Source organism: Amycolatopsis sp. WAC 01376 (genome assembly GCF_003947415.1).
Lineage (GTDB): Bacteria > Actinomycetota > Actinomycetes > Mycobacteriales > Pseudonocardiaceae > Amycolatopsis.
This window is the reverse complement of record NZ_QHKL01000001.1, coordinates 1,118,555-1,139,494: the sequence shown is the minus strand read 5'-3', so window position 1 is coordinate 1,139,494 and position 20,940 is coordinate 1,118,555. Positions and strand designations below refer to the sequence as shown.

Annotated in this window: 25 protein-coding genes; 11 read left to right on the top strand and 14 right to left on the bottom strand. The window is 67.9% G+C overall.

All coding sequences use genetic code 11. From position 1 onward, the window contains the following. Positions 1-2: 2 nt before the first annotated feature. Both DMH03_RS05380 and DMH03_RS05375 read right to left on the bottom strand, forming a co-directional pair. The gene (locus DMH03_RS05380) at positions 3-656 is read right to left on the bottom strand and encodes a hypothetical protein (protein WP_125790840.1); all 654 of its coding nucleotides are present in this window, start codon (positions 654-656) and stop codon (positions 3-5) included. 61 nt (positions 657-717) lie between these two features. Then, positions 718-1,119: a DUF4279 domain-containing protein gene (locus DMH03_RS05375; RefSeq protein ID WP_125779830.1), complete on the bottom strand. Its 402-nt coding sequence runs from the start codon at positions 1,117-1,119 to the stop codon at positions 718-720. Between the two features lie 36 nt (positions 1,120-1,155). Between DMH03_RS05375 and DMH03_RS05370 the strand changes: the two genes are divergently transcribed. Together DMH03_RS05370 and DMH03_RS05365 are read left to right on the top strand one after the other, a co-directional pair. Further along, the gene (locus DMH03_RS05370) at positions 1,156-1,545 is read left to right on the top strand and encodes a pyridoxamine 5'-phosphate oxidase family protein (RefSeq protein WP_125790839.1); all 390 of its coding nucleotides are present in this window, start codon (positions 1,156-1,158) and stop codon (positions 1,543-1,545) included. A gap of 38 nt (positions 1,546-1,583) precedes the next feature. Continuing rightward, entirely contained in the window at positions 1,584-2,111 is a 528-nt protein-coding gene (locus DMH03_RS05365) for a GNAT family N-acetyltransferase (RefSeq protein ID WP_125790838.1), read from the top strand. Here the strand turns inward: DMH03_RS05365 and DMH03_RS05360 are convergent. From DMH03_RS05360 to DMH03_RS05345, 4 genes are all read right to left on the bottom strand, one after another. Beyond that, positions 2,108-2,446: an MmcQ/YjbR family DNA-binding protein gene (locus DMH03_RS05360; RefSeq protein ID WP_125779836.1), complete on the bottom strand. Its 339-nt coding sequence runs from the start codon at positions 2,444-2,446 to the stop codon at positions 2,108-2,110. The genes DMH03_RS05365 and DMH03_RS05360 overlap by 4 nt on opposite strands. Positions 2,447-2,555: 109 nt before the next feature. Continuing rightward, the gene (locus DMH03_RS05355; protein WP_125790837.1) at positions 2,556-4,241 is read right to left on the bottom strand and encodes a bifunctional UDP-sugar hydrolase/5'-nucleotidase; all 1,686 of its coding nucleotides are present in this window, start codon (positions 4,239-4,241) and stop codon (positions 2,556-2,558) included. A gap of 106 nt (positions 4,242-4,347) precedes the next feature. Continuing rightward, complete coding sequence (locus DMH03_RS05350) at positions 4,348-5,133, bottom strand: alpha/beta fold hydrolase (protein ID WP_125790836.1); 786 nt, start codon at positions 5,131-5,133, stop codon at positions 4,348-4,350. Positions 5,134-5,147: 14 nt separating this feature from the next. After that, positions 5,148-5,636 carry a GNAT family N-acetyltransferase gene (locus DMH03_RS05345; protein WP_125790835.1) on the bottom strand — a complete coding sequence of 163 codons (489 nt, stop codon included), beginning with the start codon at positions 5,634-5,636 and terminating at the stop codon, positions 5,148-5,150. Positions 5,637-5,786: 150 nt separating this feature from the next. Here DMH03_RS05345 and DMH03_RS05340 point away from each other — a divergent pair, with 150 nt between their 5' ends. Beyond that, positions 5,787-6,434 (top strand): VanZ family protein, encoded by a 648-nt coding sequence (locus DMH03_RS05340; protein ID WP_125790834.1) that lies wholly within the window; start codon positions 5,787-5,789, stop codon positions 6,432-6,434. Here DMH03_RS05340 and DMH03_RS42265 read toward each other — a convergent pair. The 3 genes from DMH03_RS42265 to DMH03_RS05330 form a co-directional block, all read right to left on the bottom strand. After that, a complete protein-coding gene (locus DMH03_RS42265) occupies positions 6,375-6,551 on the bottom strand; it encodes a hypothetical protein (RefSeq protein ID WP_199748678.1) in 177 nt (58 codons plus the stop codon). The genes DMH03_RS05340 and DMH03_RS42265 overlap by 60 nt on opposite strands. A 97-nt stretch (positions 6,552-6,648) precedes the next feature. Then, positions 6,649-6,921 (bottom strand): hypothetical protein, encoded by a 273-nt coding sequence (locus DMH03_RS05335; protein WP_125790833.1) that lies wholly within the window; start codon positions 6,919-6,921, stop codon positions 6,649-6,651. Next, the gene (locus DMH03_RS05330) at positions 6,882-7,073 is read right to left on the bottom strand and encodes a methyltransferase domain-containing protein (RefSeq protein ID WP_125790832.1); all 192 of its coding nucleotides are present in this window, start codon (positions 7,071-7,073) and stop codon (positions 6,882-6,884) included. The genes DMH03_RS05335 and DMH03_RS05330 overlap by 40 nt, the downstream gene beginning before the upstream one ends. Positions 7,074-7,101: 28 nt before the next feature. Between DMH03_RS05330 and mug the strand changes: the two genes are divergently transcribed. From mug to DMH03_RS05300, 6 genes are all read left to right on the top strand, one after another. Then, positions 7,102-7,653, top strand: coding sequence for a G/U mismatch-specific DNA glycosylase (gene mug / locus DMH03_RS05325; RefSeq protein ID WP_125790831.1), 552 nt, complete (start codon positions 7,102-7,104; stop codon positions 7,651-7,653). Positions 7,654-7,935: 282 nt separating this feature from the next. Next, complete coding sequence (locus DMH03_RS05320) at positions 7,936-8,736, top strand: response regulator transcription factor (RefSeq protein WP_125790830.1); 801 nt, start codon at positions 7,936-7,938, stop codon at positions 8,734-8,736. A 139-nt stretch (positions 8,737-8,875) separates the two neighbouring features. Continuing rightward, on the top strand, positions 8,876-10,720 hold the full coding sequence (locus DMH03_RS05315) for an acyl-CoA dehydrogenase (protein WP_125790829.1): 1,845 nt from the start codon (positions 8,876-8,878) through the stop codon (positions 10,718-10,720). A 123-nt stretch (positions 10,721-10,843) separates the two neighbouring features. Further along, positions 10,844-11,119, top strand: coding sequence for a GlsB/YeaQ/YmgE family stress response membrane protein (locus DMH03_RS05310; protein WP_125790828.1), 276 nt, complete (start codon positions 10,844-10,846; stop codon positions 11,117-11,119). Positions 11,120-11,190: 71 nt separating this feature from the next. Then, positions 11,191-11,490, top strand: coding sequence for a GlsB/YeaQ/YmgE family stress response membrane protein (locus DMH03_RS05305; RefSeq protein ID WP_125790827.1), 300 nt, complete (start codon positions 11,191-11,193; stop codon positions 11,488-11,490). A 32-nt stretch (positions 11,491-11,522) separates the two neighbouring features. After that, entirely contained in the window at positions 11,523-12,239 is a 717-nt protein-coding gene (locus DMH03_RS05300) for a leucine-rich repeat domain-containing protein (protein WP_125790826.1), read from the top strand. A gap of 104 nt (positions 12,240-12,343) precedes the next feature. On the opposite strand, the gene DMH03_RS05295 is transcribed toward DMH03_RS05300, so the two are convergent. Genes DMH03_RS05295 through DMH03_RS05285 form a run of 3 tightly spaced genes read right to left on the bottom strand, consistent with a single transcriptional unit; the run spans position 12,344 to position 16,361 of the window. Then, positions 12,344-14,188 (bottom strand): VanW family protein, encoded by a 1,845-nt coding sequence (locus DMH03_RS05295; protein ID WP_125790825.1) that lies wholly within the window; start codon positions 14,186-14,188, stop codon positions 12,344-12,346. A gap of 30 nt (positions 14,189-14,218) precedes the next feature. Next, complete coding sequence (locus DMH03_RS05290; RefSeq protein ID WP_007032412.1) at positions 14,219-14,512, bottom strand: co-chaperone GroES; 294 nt, start codon at positions 14,510-14,512, stop codon at positions 14,219-14,221. Positions 14,513-14,552: 40 nt separating this feature from the next. Beyond that, complete coding sequence (locus DMH03_RS05285) at positions 14,553-16,361, bottom strand: NHL domain-containing thioredoxin family protein (RefSeq protein WP_125791555.1); 1,809 nt, start codon at positions 16,359-16,361, stop codon at positions 14,553-14,555. 179 nt (positions 16,362-16,540) lie between these two features. Between DMH03_RS05285 and DMH03_RS05280 the strand changes: the two genes are divergently transcribed. Then, positions 16,541-17,110 carry a hypothetical protein gene (locus DMH03_RS05280; protein ID WP_125790824.1) on the top strand — a complete coding sequence of 190 codons (570 nt, stop codon included), beginning with the start codon at positions 16,541-16,543 and terminating at the stop codon, positions 17,108-17,110. On the opposite strand, the gene DMH03_RS05275 is transcribed toward DMH03_RS05280, so the two are convergent. Next, positions 17,077-17,574, bottom strand: coding sequence for an SRPBCC family protein (locus tag DMH03_RS05275; protein ID WP_125790823.1), 498 nt, complete (start codon positions 17,572-17,574; stop codon positions 17,077-17,079). The two genes, DMH03_RS05280 and DMH03_RS05275, sit on opposite strands and share 34 nt — an antisense overlap. Before the next feature lie 35 nt (positions 17,575-17,609). Further along, on the bottom strand, positions 17,610-19,955 hold the full coding sequence (locus tag DMH03_RS05270; protein ID WP_125790822.1) for an oxidoreductase: 2,346 nt from the start codon (positions 19,953-19,955) through the stop codon (positions 17,610-17,612). Between the two features lie 264 nt (positions 19,956-20,219). Between DMH03_RS05270 and DMH03_RS05265 the strand changes: the two genes are divergently transcribed. Further along, positions 20,220-20,810, top strand: a complete 591-nt coding sequence (locus DMH03_RS05265) for a DUF3558 domain-containing protein (RefSeq protein ID WP_125790821.1) — start codon at positions 20,220-20,222, stop codon at positions 20,808-20,810. Positions 20,811-20,940 lie beyond the last annotated feature (130 nt).

The following is a 20,940-nucleotide window of genomic DNA, read 5'->3' as shown; positions in this document are numbered from 1 at the left end:
GGTCAGCCTTCGACGAGTTCCCAGGGGGCGTCGGCGCTCGGCCGGTCGTAGACCTGGCCGGGCGCGGCGCTCAGCACCAGCGCGACGTCCGGGTACAGGGTGACAGCGTGCTCCATTTCGAGGGCTTCGACCTCGAAGTCCTCGTTCTCCGGCACCTCGAAGCCGACGAGCAGCCAGCTGCCGTCGGCCTCGCGCACGACCTGGCGCACGGCGCGGGCCGGGGCGGCGGGGTCGGCGGAGATCTCGGCGAGTTCGGTGCTCACCTGGACTTCTTCCAGCGGCGAGCCCGGATGCGTCCACGCGGCGAGGCGGGCGGCGCGCACCAGGAGGTCTTCCTCGTCGTCATCCGAGTCGGCGACGGAGCTCAGCAGCCATGTGCGCCGTTCCTGGTCCCAGTCGGCGGCCATGCCGGTGGGGAGGCCGGCGAGCGCGACGAGTTCGGGGATGAGCTCCACCGCTTCCCGCAGCGGCAGCGCGCCGAACGCGTCGCGGTTGAGGTCCATGTCCTCGGAGAACTCGTTGCCGTCGCTGATGAACCAGTCACCATCGTCGTCCAGTACGACGAACGCGAGGTTCGACGGATCGTCCACCAGCGACCGGGAGATGATCACCGGCGATTCGGGAACCTGACGCAGCGGCCAGTTCTCGCTCGACATGCTGGGCTCCCAACGGGGTTGTCCGGCTGTGGGGCCCCATCCCACCATGACCGCCGGAAGGTCATTCGCTGAGGTCGTACTCGTCGACGTCGAGCGCGGCGGCGGCTTCGGTGAGGAACGCGAGCACGGCCGGCGACAGGTGCCAGCCGAATTCTTCGCCGCCGTCGCGGTGGTGGAAGTAGCGCACCACTTGCAGCACCGCGCTCGCTCCTTCGTCCACCAGCTTCCGGATCCCCGGGCGGACCGGGGCGAGCCTGCCGATCACACTCTCGATCTGGTCGTCGACCGGTTCGGAACCGCGATGCGTCACCTTCCAGGCGTGCATCCGCGGCAACCGGTGTTCGGCGGACCGCGAACCCAGCACCAATACCTCGTCGGGCGCCATGCCGAGCCGCGCGGTGATCTCCCCGGCGGACACGGTTTCGCTCTTCAAGGCGAAGTAGCAGTACTGGTGGACCTTCATACGCCCGGCACCCTAGCTTTCGGGCAAGCTGACCAGGTGAAACGTGATCAATCGCTTATCGAACGTCTCGCGCGGGAGCGCAACGTCTGGTTGTGCACGCTCCGCGCGGACGGTTCGCCGCACGTCACGCCGGTGTGGTTCGTGTATCTCGACGACGTCTTCTGGATCGGCAGCGGCGAGCGGAACGTGAAGGTGCGCAACATCGGCATCGATCCGCGCGTCAGCCTCGCGCTGGAAGACGGCGACGCCCCCGCTGTCGCCGAAGGCGTGGCACGCGTCCATCGTGGGGCTCTCCGCGAAGACGTTCTCGCGGCGCTGGCGGCGAAGTACGACGGTTGGGCGGCAGGCGAGGAGATCGAGCCGTTCGGCGCCAGGGTGCTGCTGGAAGTCCCCGTTAAGCGGTGGCTGCTCGCGGGTGTCGCCTAATAGTCTGGAAAGTCCGGATACCGATCTTGGGATGGACGATGCTGACCGGTGAACTGATCCGCTTGCGGCCGCTGGAACCCGAGGACGCGGACACGCTGTGGCGCTGGCACAACGACCCGGAGGTCACCCGCTGGCTGCCCGCGGACCATCCGGAATCCCTCGCCCAGATCCGCGAGCGCTTCGCCCTCCGGAAGCCCAACAGCTTCAGCCAGGTGGACTTCGCGATCGAGAGCCTCGCCGTCGGCACGTTGATCGGCACCTGCACGCTGCGCGACGCCACGCCGGAAGGGGGCCGCGCCGAGCTCGACATCTATCTCGGCGAGAAGGACCACTGGGGCGGCGGCTACGGCACCGACGCCATGCGCACGCTCTGCCGCTACGGCTTCGACATGATGCGGCTGCACCTGATCGCGCTGTGGGTGGTGGTCGACAACGAGGCCGCGATCCACGTCTACAAGAAGCTCGGGTTCCAGGTGGACGGCAGGCATCGGCAGTCGTTCCGCGGCCAGAACGGCCAGTGGCACGACGAGTACCTGATGAGCCTGCTCGAAGGGGAACTCCGCTAGTCGTTCAGTCCTTTCGTGAGCCTGGCGGGTGCCTTCATCCGCCAGGCTTCTTCGATGAGCTCACGCAGCTGCGTCTTCTCGACCTTCTCCAGATCGACGAGGATCGCGCCGTAGCCGTCGTAATGCGGCGTGGTGAAGTACGCGGGGTCGCCGGAGGCCAGCAGTGCCTCCTTCTCCGCGTGCTCGCACAGCAGCATCAGCCCGCCCTCGGCCTCGGTGCGCAGGCGGGCGAAGCTCTTGCCCGCGACCTTGAGCGACGGCGTGCGGTACGAAGTGGACTCCTCGACCTCCGGCAGCCTGCCCGCCAGAGCCACGACTTCTTCCCAGGTCGTCATGGCGGCCATTGTGCCCTGGGTCACTGACAAAACCACCCCGCAGACGCCATGAACGGTCCGTTACTTGCGAAATTTGCAAGTAACGGACCGTTCATGGCACTCGCGGGACCTACGGCAGCACGGTGATCCGGTCCGCGGGAGGCGGCGCGATGCCCGGGTGCGCCGCGAAGTACGCGATCAGCGCGTCCAGGTCCACCGGACCACCCGACAGGTTGGTCCCCTTGGTGAATTCGGTGAAGCCGTCCCCGCCGGCGGCGAGGAAGTTGTTCACCGAGACGCGGTACGACGCCGCCGGGTCGATCGGCGTGCCGTTGAGCGTCAGGTTCGAGATACGCGCGCCCTGGGCGGCCGACGCCGAGTACGAGTACTTCAGCGACTTCGAGATCTGCAGGATCCGCACGACACCGTTGGCCTGCCACTGCTGTTCGAGCACGTTCTTCAGATCCGCGCCGGTGAGCGTGATCGTCTGCATGATGTTCGCGAACGGCTGCACGGCGAACGCCTCGCCGTAGGTCACGACGCCGTCGCCTTCGCCGGCTGGCGAGGACAGGTAGGTGAAGTCCGTGCGGATGCCGCCGGGGTTCGTCATGGCGATCTGCGCGCCGTTCGACTGTGTGGCTTCGAGTTGGGCGTCGGCGATGACGTCGCCCAGCGGGGACTCACCGGAGGCCGCGCCCTCGTCGTCCAGGTCCGCGGTGATGGTGCCGACGGCCTTGTTCGCGATCGGCGCGGCCTTGGTCTTCGCCTCGTCGATCAGGTCCTGCACGGCACGGTCGGGCTTGACGTCGCGGGTGACGATCTGGTTGTGCGCCTTGGTCTCGTCACGCACGACGTCGCGGGTCCGGCGGTCGATCTTCAGGTCGACGACCGAAAGCAGGCGGCCGAACGACGCGCCCTGGATCACCGGACGCGGCTTGCCGGCCGGGTCGGCGAGCACGCAGTTGTACTGCTGGTGGCTGTGCCCGGTGAAGATGGCGTCCACTTTGGACGTCACCTTCTGCGCGATCGCGGTCGCCGCACCCGGCTTGACCTTGCATTCGTCCGGGCCGGCGGTCTCGGAGCCGTCGCCCTGGTGCAGCAGCACGACCTGCGCCTTGACGCCGAAGAGGTCGAGCAGCTTCGCGGTGCGGTCGATCGCCTCGACCTCTTCACCGAACTTCAGGCCCTTGATCGCCTCCGGAGTGACGACCTGCGGCAGATCCTTCAGCGTCGCGCCGATGACGCCGATCGGGACGCCGCCGGAGAACTCGATGCTGAACGGCAGCAGTGCCGGGACACCGTTCTCGTAGTACACATTGGATCCGAGGAACGGGAAGTTCGCGCCCTTGAAGGACTTCCGGAACTGACAGCCGTCGGTCTCGTGGCAGCCGCCGTGCTCCATCCGGCGGAGTTCCTCGATCCCCTCGTCGAATTCGTGGTTGCCCACCACGGATGCCCGCACACCGAGCTGGTTCAGCAGTTCGACGGTCGGTTCGTCGTGGAACAACGCCGAGATCACCGGCGACGCGCCGATGCTGTCGCCTGCCGAGAGGACGACCGAGTTGGCCGCTTCACCGCGGAGCTTCTTCAGGTGCGTCGCGAGGTAGGCGGCACCGCCCGCGTTGACCGTCCCACCGCCGGGCAGCGTGACCCTGCCGCTCGAACCGGACGGCGGTTCGAGGTTGCCGTGCAGGTCGTTGAACGTGATGATCCGGACGTCGGTGGTCGCCGACGCGGCGGACGCGGGCGCGGCGACGGCGGCCAGCGCGGTCAGCGCGGCACCGGTGACGACGGCCAGCCGGGTAGAGAGCTTCATTCTTCCTCCGATTCGCGCCCGAACGTCCCCATCGGGCGCACGGCGGAGGAGTCTGCCTGGCGAGTTTGACGATCACCAGAGGAAATAGCCGGACGATAAGCAAACGTCACATGGCGCGCGAACCGTTCAGAAGTACCCGCGCCACCAGCTCGGGCTCGTCGTTCATCGGCACGTGCCCGCAGCCGCGCAGCACCAGCAGCTCGGCCTTCGGCGCGATACGGCGCAGCTCGGCGGCCTTCGGACGGGCGAGGATGCGATCGCGTTCCGCCCACGCGATGGTCACCGGGACGTCGCGGACGACGTCGTCGAACCGGAAACCGCCGCGGGCCTGCTCCAGCGTCGGCCGGAAGCCGGGGCAGCAGGCGAGCGCGCGGATGTCCTCCAGCACGACCTGCGTGGTGAGCCGGTCCGGACGGCCGACGATCATCCCGGTCAGCATCGACCGGCCCGCCGGTGTCGCGGCGAGGCGCCGGGCGGTGCGTTCGGGGATACGCTCGGCCAGCAGCCGGTGGGTGCGCAGCATGCTCAGCGCGTATCGCTGCTGCCGCGGCGTCCACAGCCCGGCCGGGGACAACGCCGTCACACTGCGGACGAGACCCGCTTCCCCGAGCGCGAGCGAGAGCAGGCCGCCGAGCGAGTTGCCCGCGACGTGCGGTTTGCCGAGGCCGAGTTCGCCGAAGAACTTCGCGAACATCTCGACAGCGGCCTCGACGCCGTAACCGCCGGAGTGCGGTGCGGATTCGCCGAAGCCGGGCAAGTCGACGGTGATGACGTCGCGGTGCGGGGTGAGCAGGCCGAGCACGGGCGACCAGGCCTGACGCCGGTGGCCGACCCCGTGGATCAGCACCAGCGGCTCACCCTTGCCCGCGCGGTCGAAGACGACGTTGTCCATCCCGCGAGATTAAGCTATTTAGTGCTACCTCCGGTAACAGGTAAATAGAGACGTTCACGCCGCCGGGTGACGTCGTTCGGCATCGGCTCCAGGTCACCCGTCGCGATGAACCCGAGCTTCAAATACAGCCGCCGCGCCCGGTCGTTGTCCTCCGCGACGTGCAGCCACACCTCACGCGCGCCGTCGGCCTCGGCGGCCGACCGCACCTCGTCCATCAGCTTCGTGGCCAGCCCGCGGCCGCGCGTTTCGGGCGCGACCCACATCGAATAGAGGATCCAGCCGTCGTCACGCGCCCGCCCGGCGACGAGACCCACCGGACGGTCTTCGTCGAAGGCCGCGAACCAGGCGTCACCCGCCAGCTTCGCGAGCCATTCCTCGTCGGACTGCGCCCGCTCGGCCGCGGCGACCGAGCCGTAGTTCTCGGGGGTGTCCATCAAGGCGCGCAGGCGGATCTCACGGAAGACGTCGAGGTCCGCGGGAGTGAGCCGTCGAACGAGCAGCATCCGGGCAGACTCCCATGTCAGCGGGCGAAGCGCGGAACGAATATCGCCGATCGGCCAAGATCGGGGTCGGCCACTCGGCCGATCCCGCCCCGGCTGTCGCGGCCCTTCGACCGAAGTGGCGGGACCTGCCGGATCCATAACGTCGACGGCATGACGAACGCACAGGTCATCGCCCTGCAGTACGGCTTGATCGGCTTCTTCGCGCTCTGGGCGACGGCGCTGATCCCACAGCTGATCATCCTGCATTCGCGGCACGGCCGGGTGCGTCTTCGTCCGGTTCTGACCATGGCCGCCGTGCTGCTCTACGGCAGCATGACGCTGGCGGTGACCTTCCTGCCGCTGCCCGGCCCCGGCGTCAAACGGCTGAGCCAGACCGTGCAGCTGAACCCGTTCCAGTGGATCGCCGACATCCACACCGAACTGCTCAAGCACGGACTGCCAGCCGCCGACTGGTTCACCACGCAGACCTTCCAGCAGGCCACCATGAACGTGCTGCTGTTCGTGCCGCTCGGGTTCTTCGCCAGGACGCTCTGGAAGCGCGGCCTCATCGGCACGACGCTGATCGGTCTCGCCGCTTCGCTGCTGATCGAGATCACGCAATTCACCGCGAACTTCGGCACCGCGCCCTACGTGTACCGGATCTTCGACGTCGACGATCTGCTCAACAACACCGGCGGCGCGATGCTCGGCTGGATCGCCGGGGCACTGCTGCTCAGCCTCGTGCGGAAGCCCGTTCCGTCAACGGTCGAGCTTCAGTTTCCGCGCCGCGAGCGGGTCGACCTCGCCCAGATCCGCTAGCCTCGCCTGCCGTCGCTGGTCCGCGCGCCGCGCGGACCGCCGGTCTTCCGCGATCACCAGCACGGTCGCCACCACGAAGATCAACGCGACCACGCCGAGGACGAGCGAGAACTGCAAGACGCCTCCCCGAATACGACCTTGTGTGCGAGATCACAAACAGTACGCACGTCGTGGTGACTTGGCCACCCCTTGCGACGAAAGTGGGTGTCGTGGATCACGCGGGGACGGCAGTGAACCAGGTCCGGTCGCCGGTGCACCAGCGCTCGAAGACCAGTCCGGCGTCGGCGAGCGCGGCCTCCAGTGCCGGGAGTTCCAGCCGGCGGCAGGTGAAGGCCCGCGTCCACGAGCGGCCCCTGCCGAGTACCGGACGACCCCCCGCGCCGGGCGCGACATGCGCGCGGGCGGTGGCCAGGAAGTCCGCGCGACCGGCATCGGCGGCGGTGTTGATCAGGCCCGGTCGAGCCGCAGCTCCTCGATCTTCGAACACACCTTTTCGGCGCGGACACCGGCGAGCATCTCCGGCGAATCGTCCACCGCGACCACCGGATACCCCAGGTCCAGCAGCGCGTGCGTGACCCGCCCGACGCCGCTGCCGAGTTCCAGGATCGAGGCACCATCCGGGACCGCCCCTTCGCCCATACCCGCCGGCGTGCCGGAAACTGGCCGGGTGAGGACGAAACCGACCAAGGAAGAGCTGGCCGCCGCCTACGGCAGGACCATCGACGACGTCATCGCGCCGGATCTGGACGTGCTGTTCTGCGGGATCAACCCCGGCCTCTACTCCGGCGCGCTCGGCCTGCACTTCGCCAGGCCGGGGAACCGGTTCTGGCCCGCGCTGTACCGCGGCGGTTTCACCCCGCGCCTGCTCGACCCCAGCGAGCAGGAGGAACTGCTCGAACTCGGCCTCGGCATCACCAACGTCGTCGCGCGGACGACGGCGCGGGCCGACGAGCTGACCCCGGACGAGTTCCGCGAAGGCGGACGGCTCCTCGCGGCGCGGGTCGCCGAATACCGGCCACGCTGGCTCGCCGTCGTAGGGATCACGGCGTTCCGGGCCGCATTCGGCCTGCCGAAGGCGAAGGTCGGCCCGCAGGACGCCGAGATCGGCGGGGCCCGGGTCTGGGTACTGCCCAATCCGAGTGGACTGAACGCGCATTGGACGCCTGCGGCGCTCGGGGACGAGTTCGGCCGTCTGCAGGCCGAAGTCCACTCTGAGTAGTGAACACGCCAAGATCTCCCCTCGTCGCGCTCATTCGAGCCAGAGATCCACGACCAGCTGATACGCAGAGTTTGCTGCGACGAGGCGATACATCTATGAGGGGGATATCGCGTCACGTGCACCGACCTGCTGACTCGTAATAGTTACGAGGTGTCATCTCTGTCCGGTCCCGCAGGGGGGACCGGTTGACGAGGGTGACCACGCCGGGGGGCGGTGGTCACCGAATGGACTTTCGAGTCCTCTCGTCCGGAGATGACGGGCAGGAAAACGGAGGGGTCCGTGATGCGAGGCATCGAGCCGAACCGAACGCAGGCCGGCAGGCCTGGTGGCCTGTCACCAGGCGGCCGAGGCCTCGGCGTGGCCGCCGTCGACCCGATCCCGATCTTCTGCGAGGGACTGAGTTCGCTGGTCCACCGCACGCCGGGATTGCAGTGGCTCGGGCACGCGTCGAGCCACCACGCCGCGCTCCAGCTGTGCGAGCAGCTCAAACCGGACGTCATCGTGCTGGATTCGGCGCTCGACCCGAACTGCCATCTGTCCCGGCTGCTCAGCGGCGGCGATCCGGCGCTGGTCATCATCACGCTGGTCAGGGACACCAACCGCACGCAGCAGTACCTCGCCGCGGCGATCGCGGCAGGCGTGCACGCGATCGTGCCGAGGGCGACCGACGGACGGCATCTGACCGAGGCGATCCGGCGCGCGCACAGCGACCGCCGGTACATCGACCCGACGCTGGCGGCGCTGACCGCCCGGCCGAAACGCCAGCCCGTGCTCCCCAAGCCGGGTGACGCCCCCAAGCCCGCGACCGCGCGCGGCCTGATGCCGCTGTCCCGCCGCGAGTACCAGGTCCTGCAACTGGTCGCCGAGGGACTGGAGAACTCCGGGATCGCGAAGATCCTGTTCCTGTCCGTGGAAACCGTGCGGACCCACGTCAAGAGCATCCTGCGCAAGCTGTCGGCCCGAGACCGGACGCACGCGGTGACCATCGCGTTCCGCTCCGGCATCCTGATCGCGACCCCCGACGACACGCACACCCCGGCCGATGCGACGCCGGCCACTTCGATCGCGCCGTCGACCCGCTGAGACCCCCCGTATTGCTGATTTACACATCACAACAGTGGCCATTCACTTGCCGCCGGTTACCCACAGGTAATATCCTTATGTTACCGGCGAGTAGGGAACATGTGCCCGGCCGGGGAGCCGAACACATTGGAGTGACGACATGGGCCACTACAAGAGCAACGTCCGAGACCTGGAGTTCAACCTCTTCGAGGTACTCGGCGTGCAGGACCGCCTCGGAAAGGGCGTCCTCGCGGAGTCCGACGAGGAGACCGCCCGCGGCGTGCTGACCGAGCTGAACAAGCTGGCTTCCGGTCCCCTCGCCGATTCGTACGCCGACGCGGACCGCAACCCGCCGGTGTACGACCCGAAGACCTTCTCGGTGAAGATCCCCGAGTCGTTCAAGAAGAGCTACCAGGCGCTGATGGACGGCGAATGGTGGCGGCTGGGCCTGCCGAACGAGCTTGGCGGCTTCGGCCTGCCCCCGACCGTGCAGTGGGCCGCGGCCGAGCTGATCCTCGGCGCCAACGCGCCGCTGTTCATGTACATGGCGGGCCCGAACTTCGCCGGCATCGTCGACAAGAACGGCACCGCCGAGCAGAAGCGCTGGGCGCAGATCATGATCGACCGCGGCTGGGGCGCCACGATGGTCCTCACCGAGCCCGACGCCGGTTCCGACGTCGGCGCCGGTCGCGCCAAGGCCGTCAAGCAGGAGGACGGCTCCTGGCACATCGACGGCGTGAAGCGGTTCATCACCTCGGCCGAGAACGACATGGTCGAGAACATCATGCACCTGGTGCTGGCCCGCCCCGAGGGCCCCGGCATCGAGACCAGGCCCGGCACCAAGGGCCTTTCGCTCTTCCTCGTGCCGAAGTTCCACTTCGACGGCGAGACCGGTGAGCTGGGCGAGCGCAACGGCGCCTTCGTCACCAACGTCGAGCACAAGATGGGCATCAAGGCCTCCACCACCTGCGAGCTGACCTTCGGCCAGCACGGCACCCCCGCCAAGGGCTGGCTGCTCGGCGAGGTGCACGACGGCATCGCGCAGATGTTCCAGGTCATCGAGTACGCCCGCATGATGGTCGGCACGAAGGCCATCGCGACGCTGTCGACCGGTTACCTCAACGCGCTCGAGTACGCCAAGGAGCGCGTCCAGGGCGCCGACCTGCCGAACATGCTGAACAAGGCGGCGCCGCGCGTCACGATCACCAACCACCCGGACGTCCGCCGTTCGCTGATGCTGCAGAAGGCGTACGCCGAGGGCCTGCGCGCGGTGTACCTCTACACGGCGACCTTCCAGGACCAGGTGTGGACCGGCGAGGGCGACGAGGCTTCGCTGAAGGTCGCGCACGGCGTCAACGACCTGCTGCTCCCGATCGTCAAGGGGGTCGGCTCCGAGCGCGCGACCGAGCAGCTCGTGCAGTCGCTGCAGACCCTCGGCGGGTCCGGCTTCCTGCAGGACTACCCGATCGAGCAGTACATCCGTGACGCGAAGATCGATTCGCTGTACGAAGGCACCACGGCCATCCAGTCGCTGGACTTCTTCTTCCGCAAGATCGTCCGCGACAAGGGTGCTTCGCTGGCCTACGTCGCCGGGGAGATCACGAAGACCATCGAGTCGGAGATCGGCAACGGGCGGCTCAAGAACGAGCGCGGTCTGCTCAAGCAGGCGCTCGAGGACACCCAGGGCATGCTCGGCTCGCTGATCGGCTACCTGACCTCGTCGCAGGAAGACCCGCAGAACATCAACAAGGTCGGCCAGCACACGGTCCGCCTGCTGATGTCGGTCGGCGACCTGCTCATCGGCTGGCAGCTCATCAAGCACGCCGAGGTCGCGATCACCAAGCTCGACGCGGGCGCGTCGGCGAAGGACACCCCGTTCTACGAGGGCAAGCTCGCCGTGGCGTCGTTCTTCGCGAAGAGCGTGCTGCCGGAGCTGACCGCGCGCCGCGCGATCGTCGAGGCCGCGGACAACAGCCTCATGGAGATCTCCGAAGCCGCGTTCTAAACGTTTTCGTGACGAAAGGCCCTCTCCCTCGTGGAGAGGGCCTTTCTGGTTTCGAGGGGGTTTCGGGCGGGCATCACCGTGCTGAGTCCGCCTCCGGGCGGAGACCTCGGCAAAGGAGTCTCAATGACAGTCACCGGCATCATCACGGCGATCGTGGTCGGTTTGATCCTCGGGGTGCTCGGCAGGTTCTTCGCACCCGGCAAGCAGTCCATCCCGATCTGGCTGACCATCATCGTCGGTATCGTCGCCGCCTTCATCGGTACGGCGATCGCCCGTGGACTCGGCTACGCGGACACGAAGGGCTTCGACTGGCTCGAACTCATCACCCAGATCGTCATCGCCGGTCTCGGGGTCACCCTGGCCGCGAACCTCTACGGACGCCGCAGTGTCACCCGGTAAGGGGTCTTGAGGCGCGACGAGCCCGAATCGGTGCCACCGTGGGCTCATCGATTTCCAGCTAAGGAGGAACCATGTTGGGTGGCCTTTGGGGCATCATCACCACGATCGTGGTCGGCCTGATCCTCGGTGTCATCGGTCGGATGATCGCGCCGGGCGATCAGAAGATCCCGATGTGGCTGACGATCATCGTCGGCATCATCGCCGCGTTCATCGGCAACTGGCTGGCCGGGGTGTTCGGGGTCCGCGACACCGCGGGCATCGACTGGATCCGGCACGCCTTCCAGGTCGGCGCGGCCATCGTCGGCGTGATCGGCGCGGCGGCGATCTACGCGAAGGTCAAGGGCGGCGGAGGGCACCGGGCCGTGACCTGAGCCCACTGGTCCATCGCCTACGGTCGGCCCCTGTGACCACTCGGCTCGAACTCAGTGGCCAGGGGCTGACCTCCTTGCGCGGACTTCCCCTCCCGGCCTCGCTCGAATACCTGGATCTCTACGACAACCGGCTGACGTCGGTTCCCGACGACCTGTGGTCCCTTTCCGGGCTACGCGTGCTGAATCTGGCGACCAACCGGCTGACCACCATCTCGCCGTCGATCGGCGCCCTGCGGAATCTGCACACGCTCGATCTGGGGCACAACGAGCTTTCGACCCTGCCGGACGAACTCGGCGAGCTTTCGGCGCTGACGGAATACCTCTATGTGAGCGACAACCGGCTGACCGAGTTCCCTGTCGCGTTGTGCTCGCTCGGCAGGCTGAAATACCTGGGGTGTACGGACAATCGCATCTCCACCCTCCCGGACGACCTCTCCGGGCTGGCTTCGTTACGCGAATTTCGCTTGTACGGCAACGGGTTGACCGAGCTGCCGGAGTCGATCGGGACACTGTCCGCATTACGCGAGCTGCACCTGCGGCGCAACCGGCTGACGGCGTTGCCGCCCTCAATCGGGGAGCTGAGCGAGTTGCGTCAACTGGACCTGCGCGAGAATCAGCTCACCTCGCTGCCGTCGTCGATCGCTCAGTTGTCCAAATTGGACAAGCTGGATCTGCGGTGGAACAAGGAGTTGCGGGAACCGTCGTGGCTTGCGGACTTCGAAGCCCGCGGCTGCATGGTGCTGCGGTGATGTCACACAATTGGCCCGATTTGCCTGGTTTCGCGTGGGGTCGTGAGTGATAAAGAGCGTTAGAACGACACTTACCACTCACGACCCCACGTTCGCCTTACCGCTCAAGCGCAGATGACGGTGGCACGCGGCGAGTAGGTCGCGTTGCGGGTCTCCCGGCGGACCTCCGTGCCGGTGACGACGTCGACGAGCACCCGCGTGTCCGAGGTGCTGAAACCGGCCGCGCCGGGATCCGGCACGCAGCCGGGCCCCGAGCCTGCCTGCACCGGCTGCGGGACGAAGGAGTGCCGGTCGCCGCCGACGCTCTGTACCGAAAACCGTTTCGTGCCCCAGATCCGCACGGTCACCGAGCCGTTGGCAGGGAGCACCTGGATCGCGATCCCGGTCGGCGCGTCGTTGACGATCTGCATCTCGACCGGAGAGCCGTTGTTGTCGATCGCCTTCACGTCGCGCGCGACCGGATAACGGTCGAGGTAGTGGTCGTGCTCCAGATGTCCGCCGTCGGCCATGCCTGCCAGGTACGCGGCGTTGTAGAGCGTCGTCGCGAGCTGCGAAACGCCGCCGCCGACCACGACCGGACCGGTGCCGTCCTCGTTCACCGGGGCGGGGACGTAGCCCGCTTCAGCCGTCCTCGGCCCGGATCGCGCGCCGAGGCTGAACGTCTCGTTCGGCTTCACGATGGCGCCGGAGACCCGGGCGGCCAGCGCCTGCACGTTCGTCATCGCCGGCCCGCTCAGGCCTGACGTGGTGAACTCGCCGATGACCTCGTTGATCCCGAGGACGTTCGCCGCGTCGGTGCTGACGGCCGGGCTGCTGGCGTCGTAGACCGCTTTCAGTTCCCTGTCCTGGCTCTTGGCGAGCGTCGAGGTCAGCGCGGAGAACGTGAGGCCCCAGTTGACCTTCCGAGCGTCCTTCGACGGCTGGACGGCCGGCCTGTCGCCGACGAAGACGATCTGCGCGTCGGCCCCGTCGGTCTCGGTCTCCTTGAGCTGCGGCTGCGCCGCGGCCCGCAGTTTCCCCTGGTCGATGCGGACTTCGAGGTTGCCGTCGTCGCGCGCGGCGAACTGGAAGGACGCCGCGATCGTGTCCGGTTTCAGCGTCGCGTCCTTGCCTTCGCCGCGGATGACGAGCGGCTTCGCGACCGCCGGGACGACGATCTTGGCGAGCGCCGCGTGCACCCCCGGCGAAGTCGCCTTGACCGGCGAGACGTTCACCTTGAACTCCACGCCGCCGTCGCTCAGCCAGCCATCGATGACCGCGGCGACGGCCGCTTTGACGTCGGCGAGCGACTGTCCGGCCCGCGGTTCGACCGCCGCCGGGACGACCCCGCCGTCGGTGCCCTCGACCGGCCGGAAGGTGATGTTCCCTTCGATCGGCTGGCGGTTCAGCTGCGCGGCGGCGAGATCCGAGACGGTCTTTTCGAGTTTCGGCGCGTCGGTCCAGGTGACGACGCCGACCTCGCGACTGGTGAAGAACGACATCACCCGCGTGTACGGGCTCAGCGGCTGGTGACCGGCGCGGCCCAGCGTCTGCGGCCAATCCAGGCCGAGGCCGGACGACGTCGGGTACAGCACCGTGCGGACGTCTCCCGCCCGAACGCGGACCGGCTCGATCAGCTTCGGTTCCAGCTCACGGCGAAGCTTCGACTCGGCCTCTTTGTGGGTCAGGCCGCCGACGTCGATCCCGGCGACCGTGACGCCACGCGGGACGTCCCCGGCGCTGACGATGAGATCGACCGCGTACGCGAGCACGAACAGGCCCATGAGGACCCCGGTGACCATGAGGGCCTTGCCGAGGCCCCGGCGGAACTTCGACGCGGGTGTCGGTGGCGGCTGGACCACCCTGTCGCCCTCGAAGAGCTCGTCGACCAGGTCTTCGTCGGTGTCCGCTGGGGGCAGGAGGTCGTCGGTGAACAGATCGGTGCCCGGCTCCTCGTGGTCATCGCGCACCTTCCCTCACCACCCCTCCCGCGGCTCGAGCTACAGGTACAACCCCGTGCCGTGTTCGGTCCGTTCGGTCGCCACGGCGTGGATGTCCCGCTCCCGCATCACCAGGTGCCCCTCGCCCTGGATCTCGACCTCGTGCTGGTCGTCCGGGTTGAACAGCACCCGATCGCCGGTCTTCACGTTGCGCACACTGTTGCCAACGCCCAGTACATCACCCCAGGCGAGCCGCCGCGCGACCTGCGCGGTGGCGGGGATGACGATCCCGCCGGAACTCCGGCGCTCTCCGTCCTCGGGGGACAGCTTCACGAGCACCCTGTCCTGCAGCATCTGAATCTCGAGTTTCGGCCCGTCTGACACGAGTACGACTCTACTTACCCGGATCGCCCGCCATGACCAGGCTCAGCACGCTTTCTCCACCGGTTTCGAACCGCACCGGCACGCCCCAGTCCTGCCGGGTGATGCGGCAGGCCGGGTGCTCGCCACCGTCATCACAGCTCGCGGCCTGCGCGACGACCTGCAGGACGCCCGCGGTGACACCTTCGGCGAAGCGGAGCTTGCGGAACAGGTCCGTGCCCACGCCCGCGCCGTCGGCGAGCAGTTCCGGCGGCGACGCGCTGATCTCCAGCCGTGTCGAGGGCCCGTAACGGTCGTCGAGCTTCTCGCCGGGGGGCGGGGTGAAGACGACGGAGAACTCCAGCCGGCCCGGCGCCAGCACGGTCGGCGGGCGGCGGACCGCGTGCGCGTCGCCTGCCACGGCCTGCTCACCGAGCGGCACCGGCCCGATCCGGCCGCCCGCCGACTCGACGACCAGCAGTTCGCCGTCGTGCACCAGCAGACCGGACGGCTCCGCGAGACCGGACGCGAGCGTGGTCACCTGGCGGGTGAGCGGGTCGTAGCGGCGGACGGCGCCGTTGTAGGTGTCGGCGATCGCGATGGTGTCGCCGGGCAGCACGGCGAGGCCGAGCGGATGCTGCAGGAGCGCCTTGTCCGCGGGCCCGTCGACGTGACCGAAGGAGAACAGGTCGACGCCGACCGCTGTGTGCACGGTGAACGTCTCGCCCTCGGGCTCGATCCAGCGCAGCGCCGACGTCTCCGCGTCCGCGAGCCACAGCTTCTGCCCGTGAGGCGTGAGACCGGACGTCTGCGCGAAGAACGCCTCGTGGACGTCGCCGTCACGCAGGCCCTCGACGGTTGTACCGGCGAAGCGGCGAATGGAGCCCGAGACCGGCTCGAACACGCTCAGCGTGTGGTTGCCCGCCATGGCCACCACGACGCCGCCCGCGGGGCCCCACCAGGCGACGTCCCACGGGCTGGTGAGGTCGATGTCGAGCGCCTTGCCGGTGTCGACGCCGTCGCGCCACTGGCGGCCGGTGCCGGCGACCGTGGAGACCTCGCCGGTGATCAGGTCGATACCGCGCAGCCGGTGACCGGCCGTGTCGGCGACGACGGCGTGGTAACCCGCGCGCTCGGCGACCTCGTACGGCAACAGGGTGATTCCGGCAGGCTCGGTGAAACTCGCCAGGTCGAACGGACCGTCCTGCGCGCCGCGCTCACCGCTGCCGAAGCGGCGGATGATCGTCTCGCCGTCGGACGCGAACTCGACGATGGAGTGGTTGCCGGTGTCGGCGACCAGGATGCGGCCTTCGGCGGTGGTGACGGCCTTGCTCGGGAAGCGCAGCTCGGTGCGCTGCTCCTCGGCGGGCACGTACGGGCTGCCGCCGCGGCGCAGCGTGCCCTTGGCCTCGTGGGTCGCGACGAGATCGGCGATCACCCGGCGCAACGCCTCGGCGTGCCCTTCACCGGCGGCGACGTGGACGACGTAACCCTCGGGGTCGACGACGACCAGCGTCGGCCACGCCTTGACCGCGTACTGCGACCAGGTGGTCATCTTCGGGTCGTTGAGCACCGGGTGGTGCACCTCGTAGCGCCGCACGGCGGCCTCGATCGCGGCCGCCTCGCCCTCGTGCAGGAACTTCGGCGAATGCACGCCGATGGTCACCAGGACGTCGGCGAACTCGGCCTCCAGCGGGCGCAGTTCGTCCAGCACATGCAGGCAGTTGACGCAGCCGCTGGTCCAGAAGTCCAGCAGGACGACACGGCCGCGCAGCCCGGCGAGCGTGAGCCGCTCGCCGCCGGTGTTGAGCCACACGTCACCGGCGAGCTCGGGCGCCCGCACACGGGACTGCGTTCGTGGGGAAGTCACGACATGAGTGAACTACACCGATGGCCGCTCTGTTCCGAGGTCCAGGCGTTGAGAGGGCGAGCTCACCCCGGGGGAGGAGCCTCATGTGGGTGATGAGGGAGTGGTGTTAAAAGAGAAGGCGCCCGCGCGGTACGCAATTTAGGCTCGAACACATGTCCACTGTTGAGCACGCCTTCACCATCGAGGAGGCACACGACCTCCAGGCGAGCTTGGCCGAACCCGTGCGTCCCGGGTTGAGCGAGGCCGAGCTCGACGACGTCGAAGCCCGATTCGGCTTCCGGTTCGCCGCCGATCACCGCACTTTCCTGTCCGCCGGGGTGCCGATCGGCGACCGCTGGCCGGACTGGCGCTGCGGCAACCCCGACCAGCTGCGGAAACGCCTGGACTGGCCGGTCGACGGGGTGCTTTACGACGTCGAACACAACGGCTTCTGGCTGCCGGACTGGGGCATGCGCCCGATCGACCTCGACGACGCGCTTTCGCGAGCCCGCTCGCAGCTGGCGCGCGCCCCTCAGCTCGTGCCCGTCTGCGGGCATCGGTACCTGCCCGGGATCGCCGGGAGCACGGGGTATCCGGTGCTGTCGGTGTATCAGACCGACATCGTCTATTACGGCTACGACCTGCGGGGATACCTGCGGCACGACTTCTGCGACCAGCCCTTGGGCCCGCCACCGGCGGGCGGGCCGCGTCAGATCGAGTTCTGGTCGCGATTCGTGGAGTGAGCGGACTCGGCAGCGGCCTTCAGCCGGGCCAGCGTCGCGGCGATGTTCGCCCGGTTGGCGTCGTCCCGCTTCCAGACCCCGGTGAACAGCGACGTCGGTCCGCGTAGCCAGCCCGGCCGCCGGTCCCACGTGCTTTCGACGGCCACGCAACCGTCACCCGTGGGCTCGATGTCGTACTGCCAGCGCGCCACGGGGAGTCCGGCGACGGTGGTCACCTCGAACGCGAACCGCTTGCCCTCGTCGGCGTCGGTGATCGTCGAAAGGGTGCTCCAACGACGGATCCCGTGGCGGTTGCGACCGCGGAACTTGGCGCCGACGGCGGGCTCCTTCGCCGCACCGACCCAACGGTGCCCTTCGTACTCTTCGGCCATGCCCGCGAGCGCGCCCGGGTCGCTGACCAGGGCGTACACCTTCTCGGGCGGGGCGGCGATCGTGATCTTGCCGGTGGCGCTGGGCTCCGTCATGACATACCTCCGTACTGATGGTATGTGAAATACCCTCAGTTGTCGCGGCGGAGCATGCGGCTTATCCCGGCCGCCACCGTCGTCGCCAGCACCCAGCCCGATGCGGTGAACCCGGCCGCGACCCAGTTGTCCATCCCGTGCATGTACCAGCGCGACTTGTTGCCGAAGTCGACGATCGGCACCAGAAGGTCGATCGTGTAGAGCACCGGATTCCACTGCAGGCCGGTGTCGTCCTGGTTGACCAGGCAGCGCGGCCCGCTCACCGTGAGCTTCGGATTCGTGATGCAGTCGTCGACGCCGAGCCCGAACCACAGACTGCCCAGCACGAGCAGCGTCAGCAGCCAGCCGAGCGCGCGCACCGGACGGAAGCCGTAACCGACCATCGACCGCTGCAACCAGCTCCACACATGCACGCCGGGGCCGAAGAACTTGAAGCCCTTCGCGAGTGCTTCGTACCGGAACTGCTGCTTCTTCAGCAGCACCGTGGACGCGTGCTCTTCATTACCGGACGCGCGCAGCGTCGCCGCCAGCTGGTCGTACGGTCCCGGGCGGTAACCGTCCATCGCCTTGCGCAGCAACACGATCCGATGATCGATCGCCCTGTCGTCGTCGAGCGCGATGTCCTCTTGCAGTGCGTCGTACCGGAAATCCTCCAGCTCGATCCCCGTCGCCGACGCCCAGAACGCCTCGTTGTCGCCCAGCGTCCCGCAATGCGCGCGCCGCAACACGATCCGGCCGTCCGGCGGAGTGCCCGGCGTGAGCAGGAACTCGTCGGCCGAAACGTCACTGCCGTCGAGCGCGACCCCGTGCTGCGGAAGGGAACCGAGCCGCGCGCCGCGGAAGTCGACGCGCCGCGCGACCTGCGCGCCGTCGAGGTTGACCCCGCCCTGCGCGATGAACGGACGCTCCTTGTTCTCGGTGAGGATCAGATCCCGGCCGATCCGCGCGGTGCGGACGTCCAGCGAGTAACTGGTGCGCGTGCGCGCGCCGGGCTCGGTCAGGCTCGTGCCGAAGAGGTTCACACTGCCGCCGACTTCGGCGCCCTGCAACCGCAAGGTGCCCTGGACGGTCGCGTCGGTGAGCTGGAAGTTGCCCGCGATCTTCGCGCGCCGCGCGGAAAAGACGTCACGGCGCGGATGCAGGAACATCGAGTTCCACGCCAGCACGTTGCCGCCGACGGTGATGTCGGCCATGCGCAACTGCCCGGACGGCACCCGCAGGCTCGTCGCCTCGAGATCGCCGCCGATGGTGGTCCCGTCGAGATGGATCGCGCGGTCGTAGTAAGGAATGCTCTGCCCGCGGACGACCTGGACCTCGGCACCCGCCAGCCGCAGCGAACCGCCGATCCGGGCGTTGACCATCCGCAGCGTCCCGGTCACCTGCATACCGTCGCTCAGCTCGAGGTTTCCGTTGACCGTACATCGATCCGCGACCAGCGCCGGTCGCGGATCGATGTACGGATCGTTCGACTTCCACGCGTCGACGACGATCGGCCCGGACTGATTCACCGAGAGCTTGGCCTCGCGGAAAATGATGTCACTGTCCACAGTGGCGCTAGGCAGGAACATGATCCCGCTGGCGGAGAAGCGTTTCCGCTGCGCGGCGGGCCCGTAGTTGTCCACCTCGCACAGCAGGCTGCCGCCGATGTGGATCCCGTTCCCGTTGAGCGCGAAGCCGTCCCGGTTGTTCAGCGTCGCGCCGGAGAAGTTGACGTTACCGCCGGCCCGCATCCCCGGGATGCGGACTTCTCCGTTGGCCACCAACCGATACGCCAGCAACGCTCCGACGATGTTGACCCGGTCGGCCTGGATCGCCTTGCCGCGCGGATGCGTGATCACCGTGCGGGTCAGCACGACCGAGCCCTCGATGACCGCGTCGGTGAGGTTGACCGCCGCGTTCGGCATCCCACGCTCGCGATCGTCGCCGCGCTGGACCGTGGTCTCCTCGATCTCGTGCTCGGCGTCGACGTGCACGACACTGCGGATCAGGCGGACGTCGTTGCGGGTACGGAGATTGCGCGCCTTGAGCCCGGGCAGCCAGCACTTGCGGAACACGAGCCCCAGCAGATGCGCCTCGCGGACGTCCGGCGGATGCTCGAACCGGCACCGCTCGAACCGGAACAGATACTTGATGTCGGCCGCGCGCAGATCGAGCGTCCCGGTGATGTACGCGTCCTCGACCTGCACGATCGGCGCGTTGGTCGCCTGGCGACGCCACCGGAGCAGCCCCGTCGACCCCGGCTTCATCAGCTCGGACGCCGGGACCTCGTACCGCTTGTCGGGGTTCGGATCGAACGGGTCGAGCGGCGGCAGGGACGTGTCGCCGTTCTGATCACCTTCCCCCGGATCGCGCGGCCCGTTGTTGCGCCGAAAACCCGGCATCGTCTCGCTTCCCTCCCCATCGTTCCCCGGCCACCAGCGAAGCCGATCACGCACGGGATTCGCAAGTGGCCCAGGACAGTAGACCGGAACCTGCCACAGGACTACGACGGCAGAACAGCCACCCCGGGTTCCGGACCAGGGTCTTTGGTGATCTTGGCCGGATTCGGCGTCGGGGCGACGGTTCGCTGCTACGGTCACTCAGCGGAGTCGGTGGTGGACTACGGGTAGGTCGCGCCCTTCGCGGCCCGTGCGGGGAGGCACGAGATGAGGCGGTTCTTGCTCTTGGCAGCGGCAGCATCACTCTTGACCAGTGGTTGCGGCACACAGGTGACCGGCACCGCGACGACGAGCGCACCTTCCTCGGCGCGGCTTCCGTCCGATGGAGCACCGGCGGTGACAGCCCCGATCAACGACACGGCAAGGGTCGAGAGGGACCCGTGCAGCGCCATCCCGACGGCCGAGATCGAGGCGATCGGCGGCAAGGTCGAGCGATTTCGCACTGTCGATCTATCCGAAGGACTGAATTGCAGTTGGCTTTTCCTTGAAGCCCCTAGCACGGTCAGTGCTGGGCTGGTCCTTGGCAACAAGGACGGCCTAAGCGCTCTATACGCGCAGAACTCGACCGGTGGCCTTACCACGTTCAAGCCCGTGGACCCTGTCGGCGGACATCCCGCGGTCATCTATGCCAACGGCAGCGAAGGTAGAGGGACCTGCACTCTCGCAGTCGGCATCCGAGACGACCTCGTCTATACAGTCATCCCGCACCTGTCATCCGGGAATCCCATGGTCGCCGACCCATGCGGTATGGCGACCAAGGTGGCCGCGACGGCGATCAAGCACCTCAAGAGGTCCTGACCACACGAAACCGTCGATCAGGACAAAGCACGCGGCCACCCCATCTTTCGATGGTGATCTTCCTCGAAGTGGCTGATCAACGGTTTACCTGCTGCTATCGTCACCGGTTGGAGTCAGTAGGAAACTACGG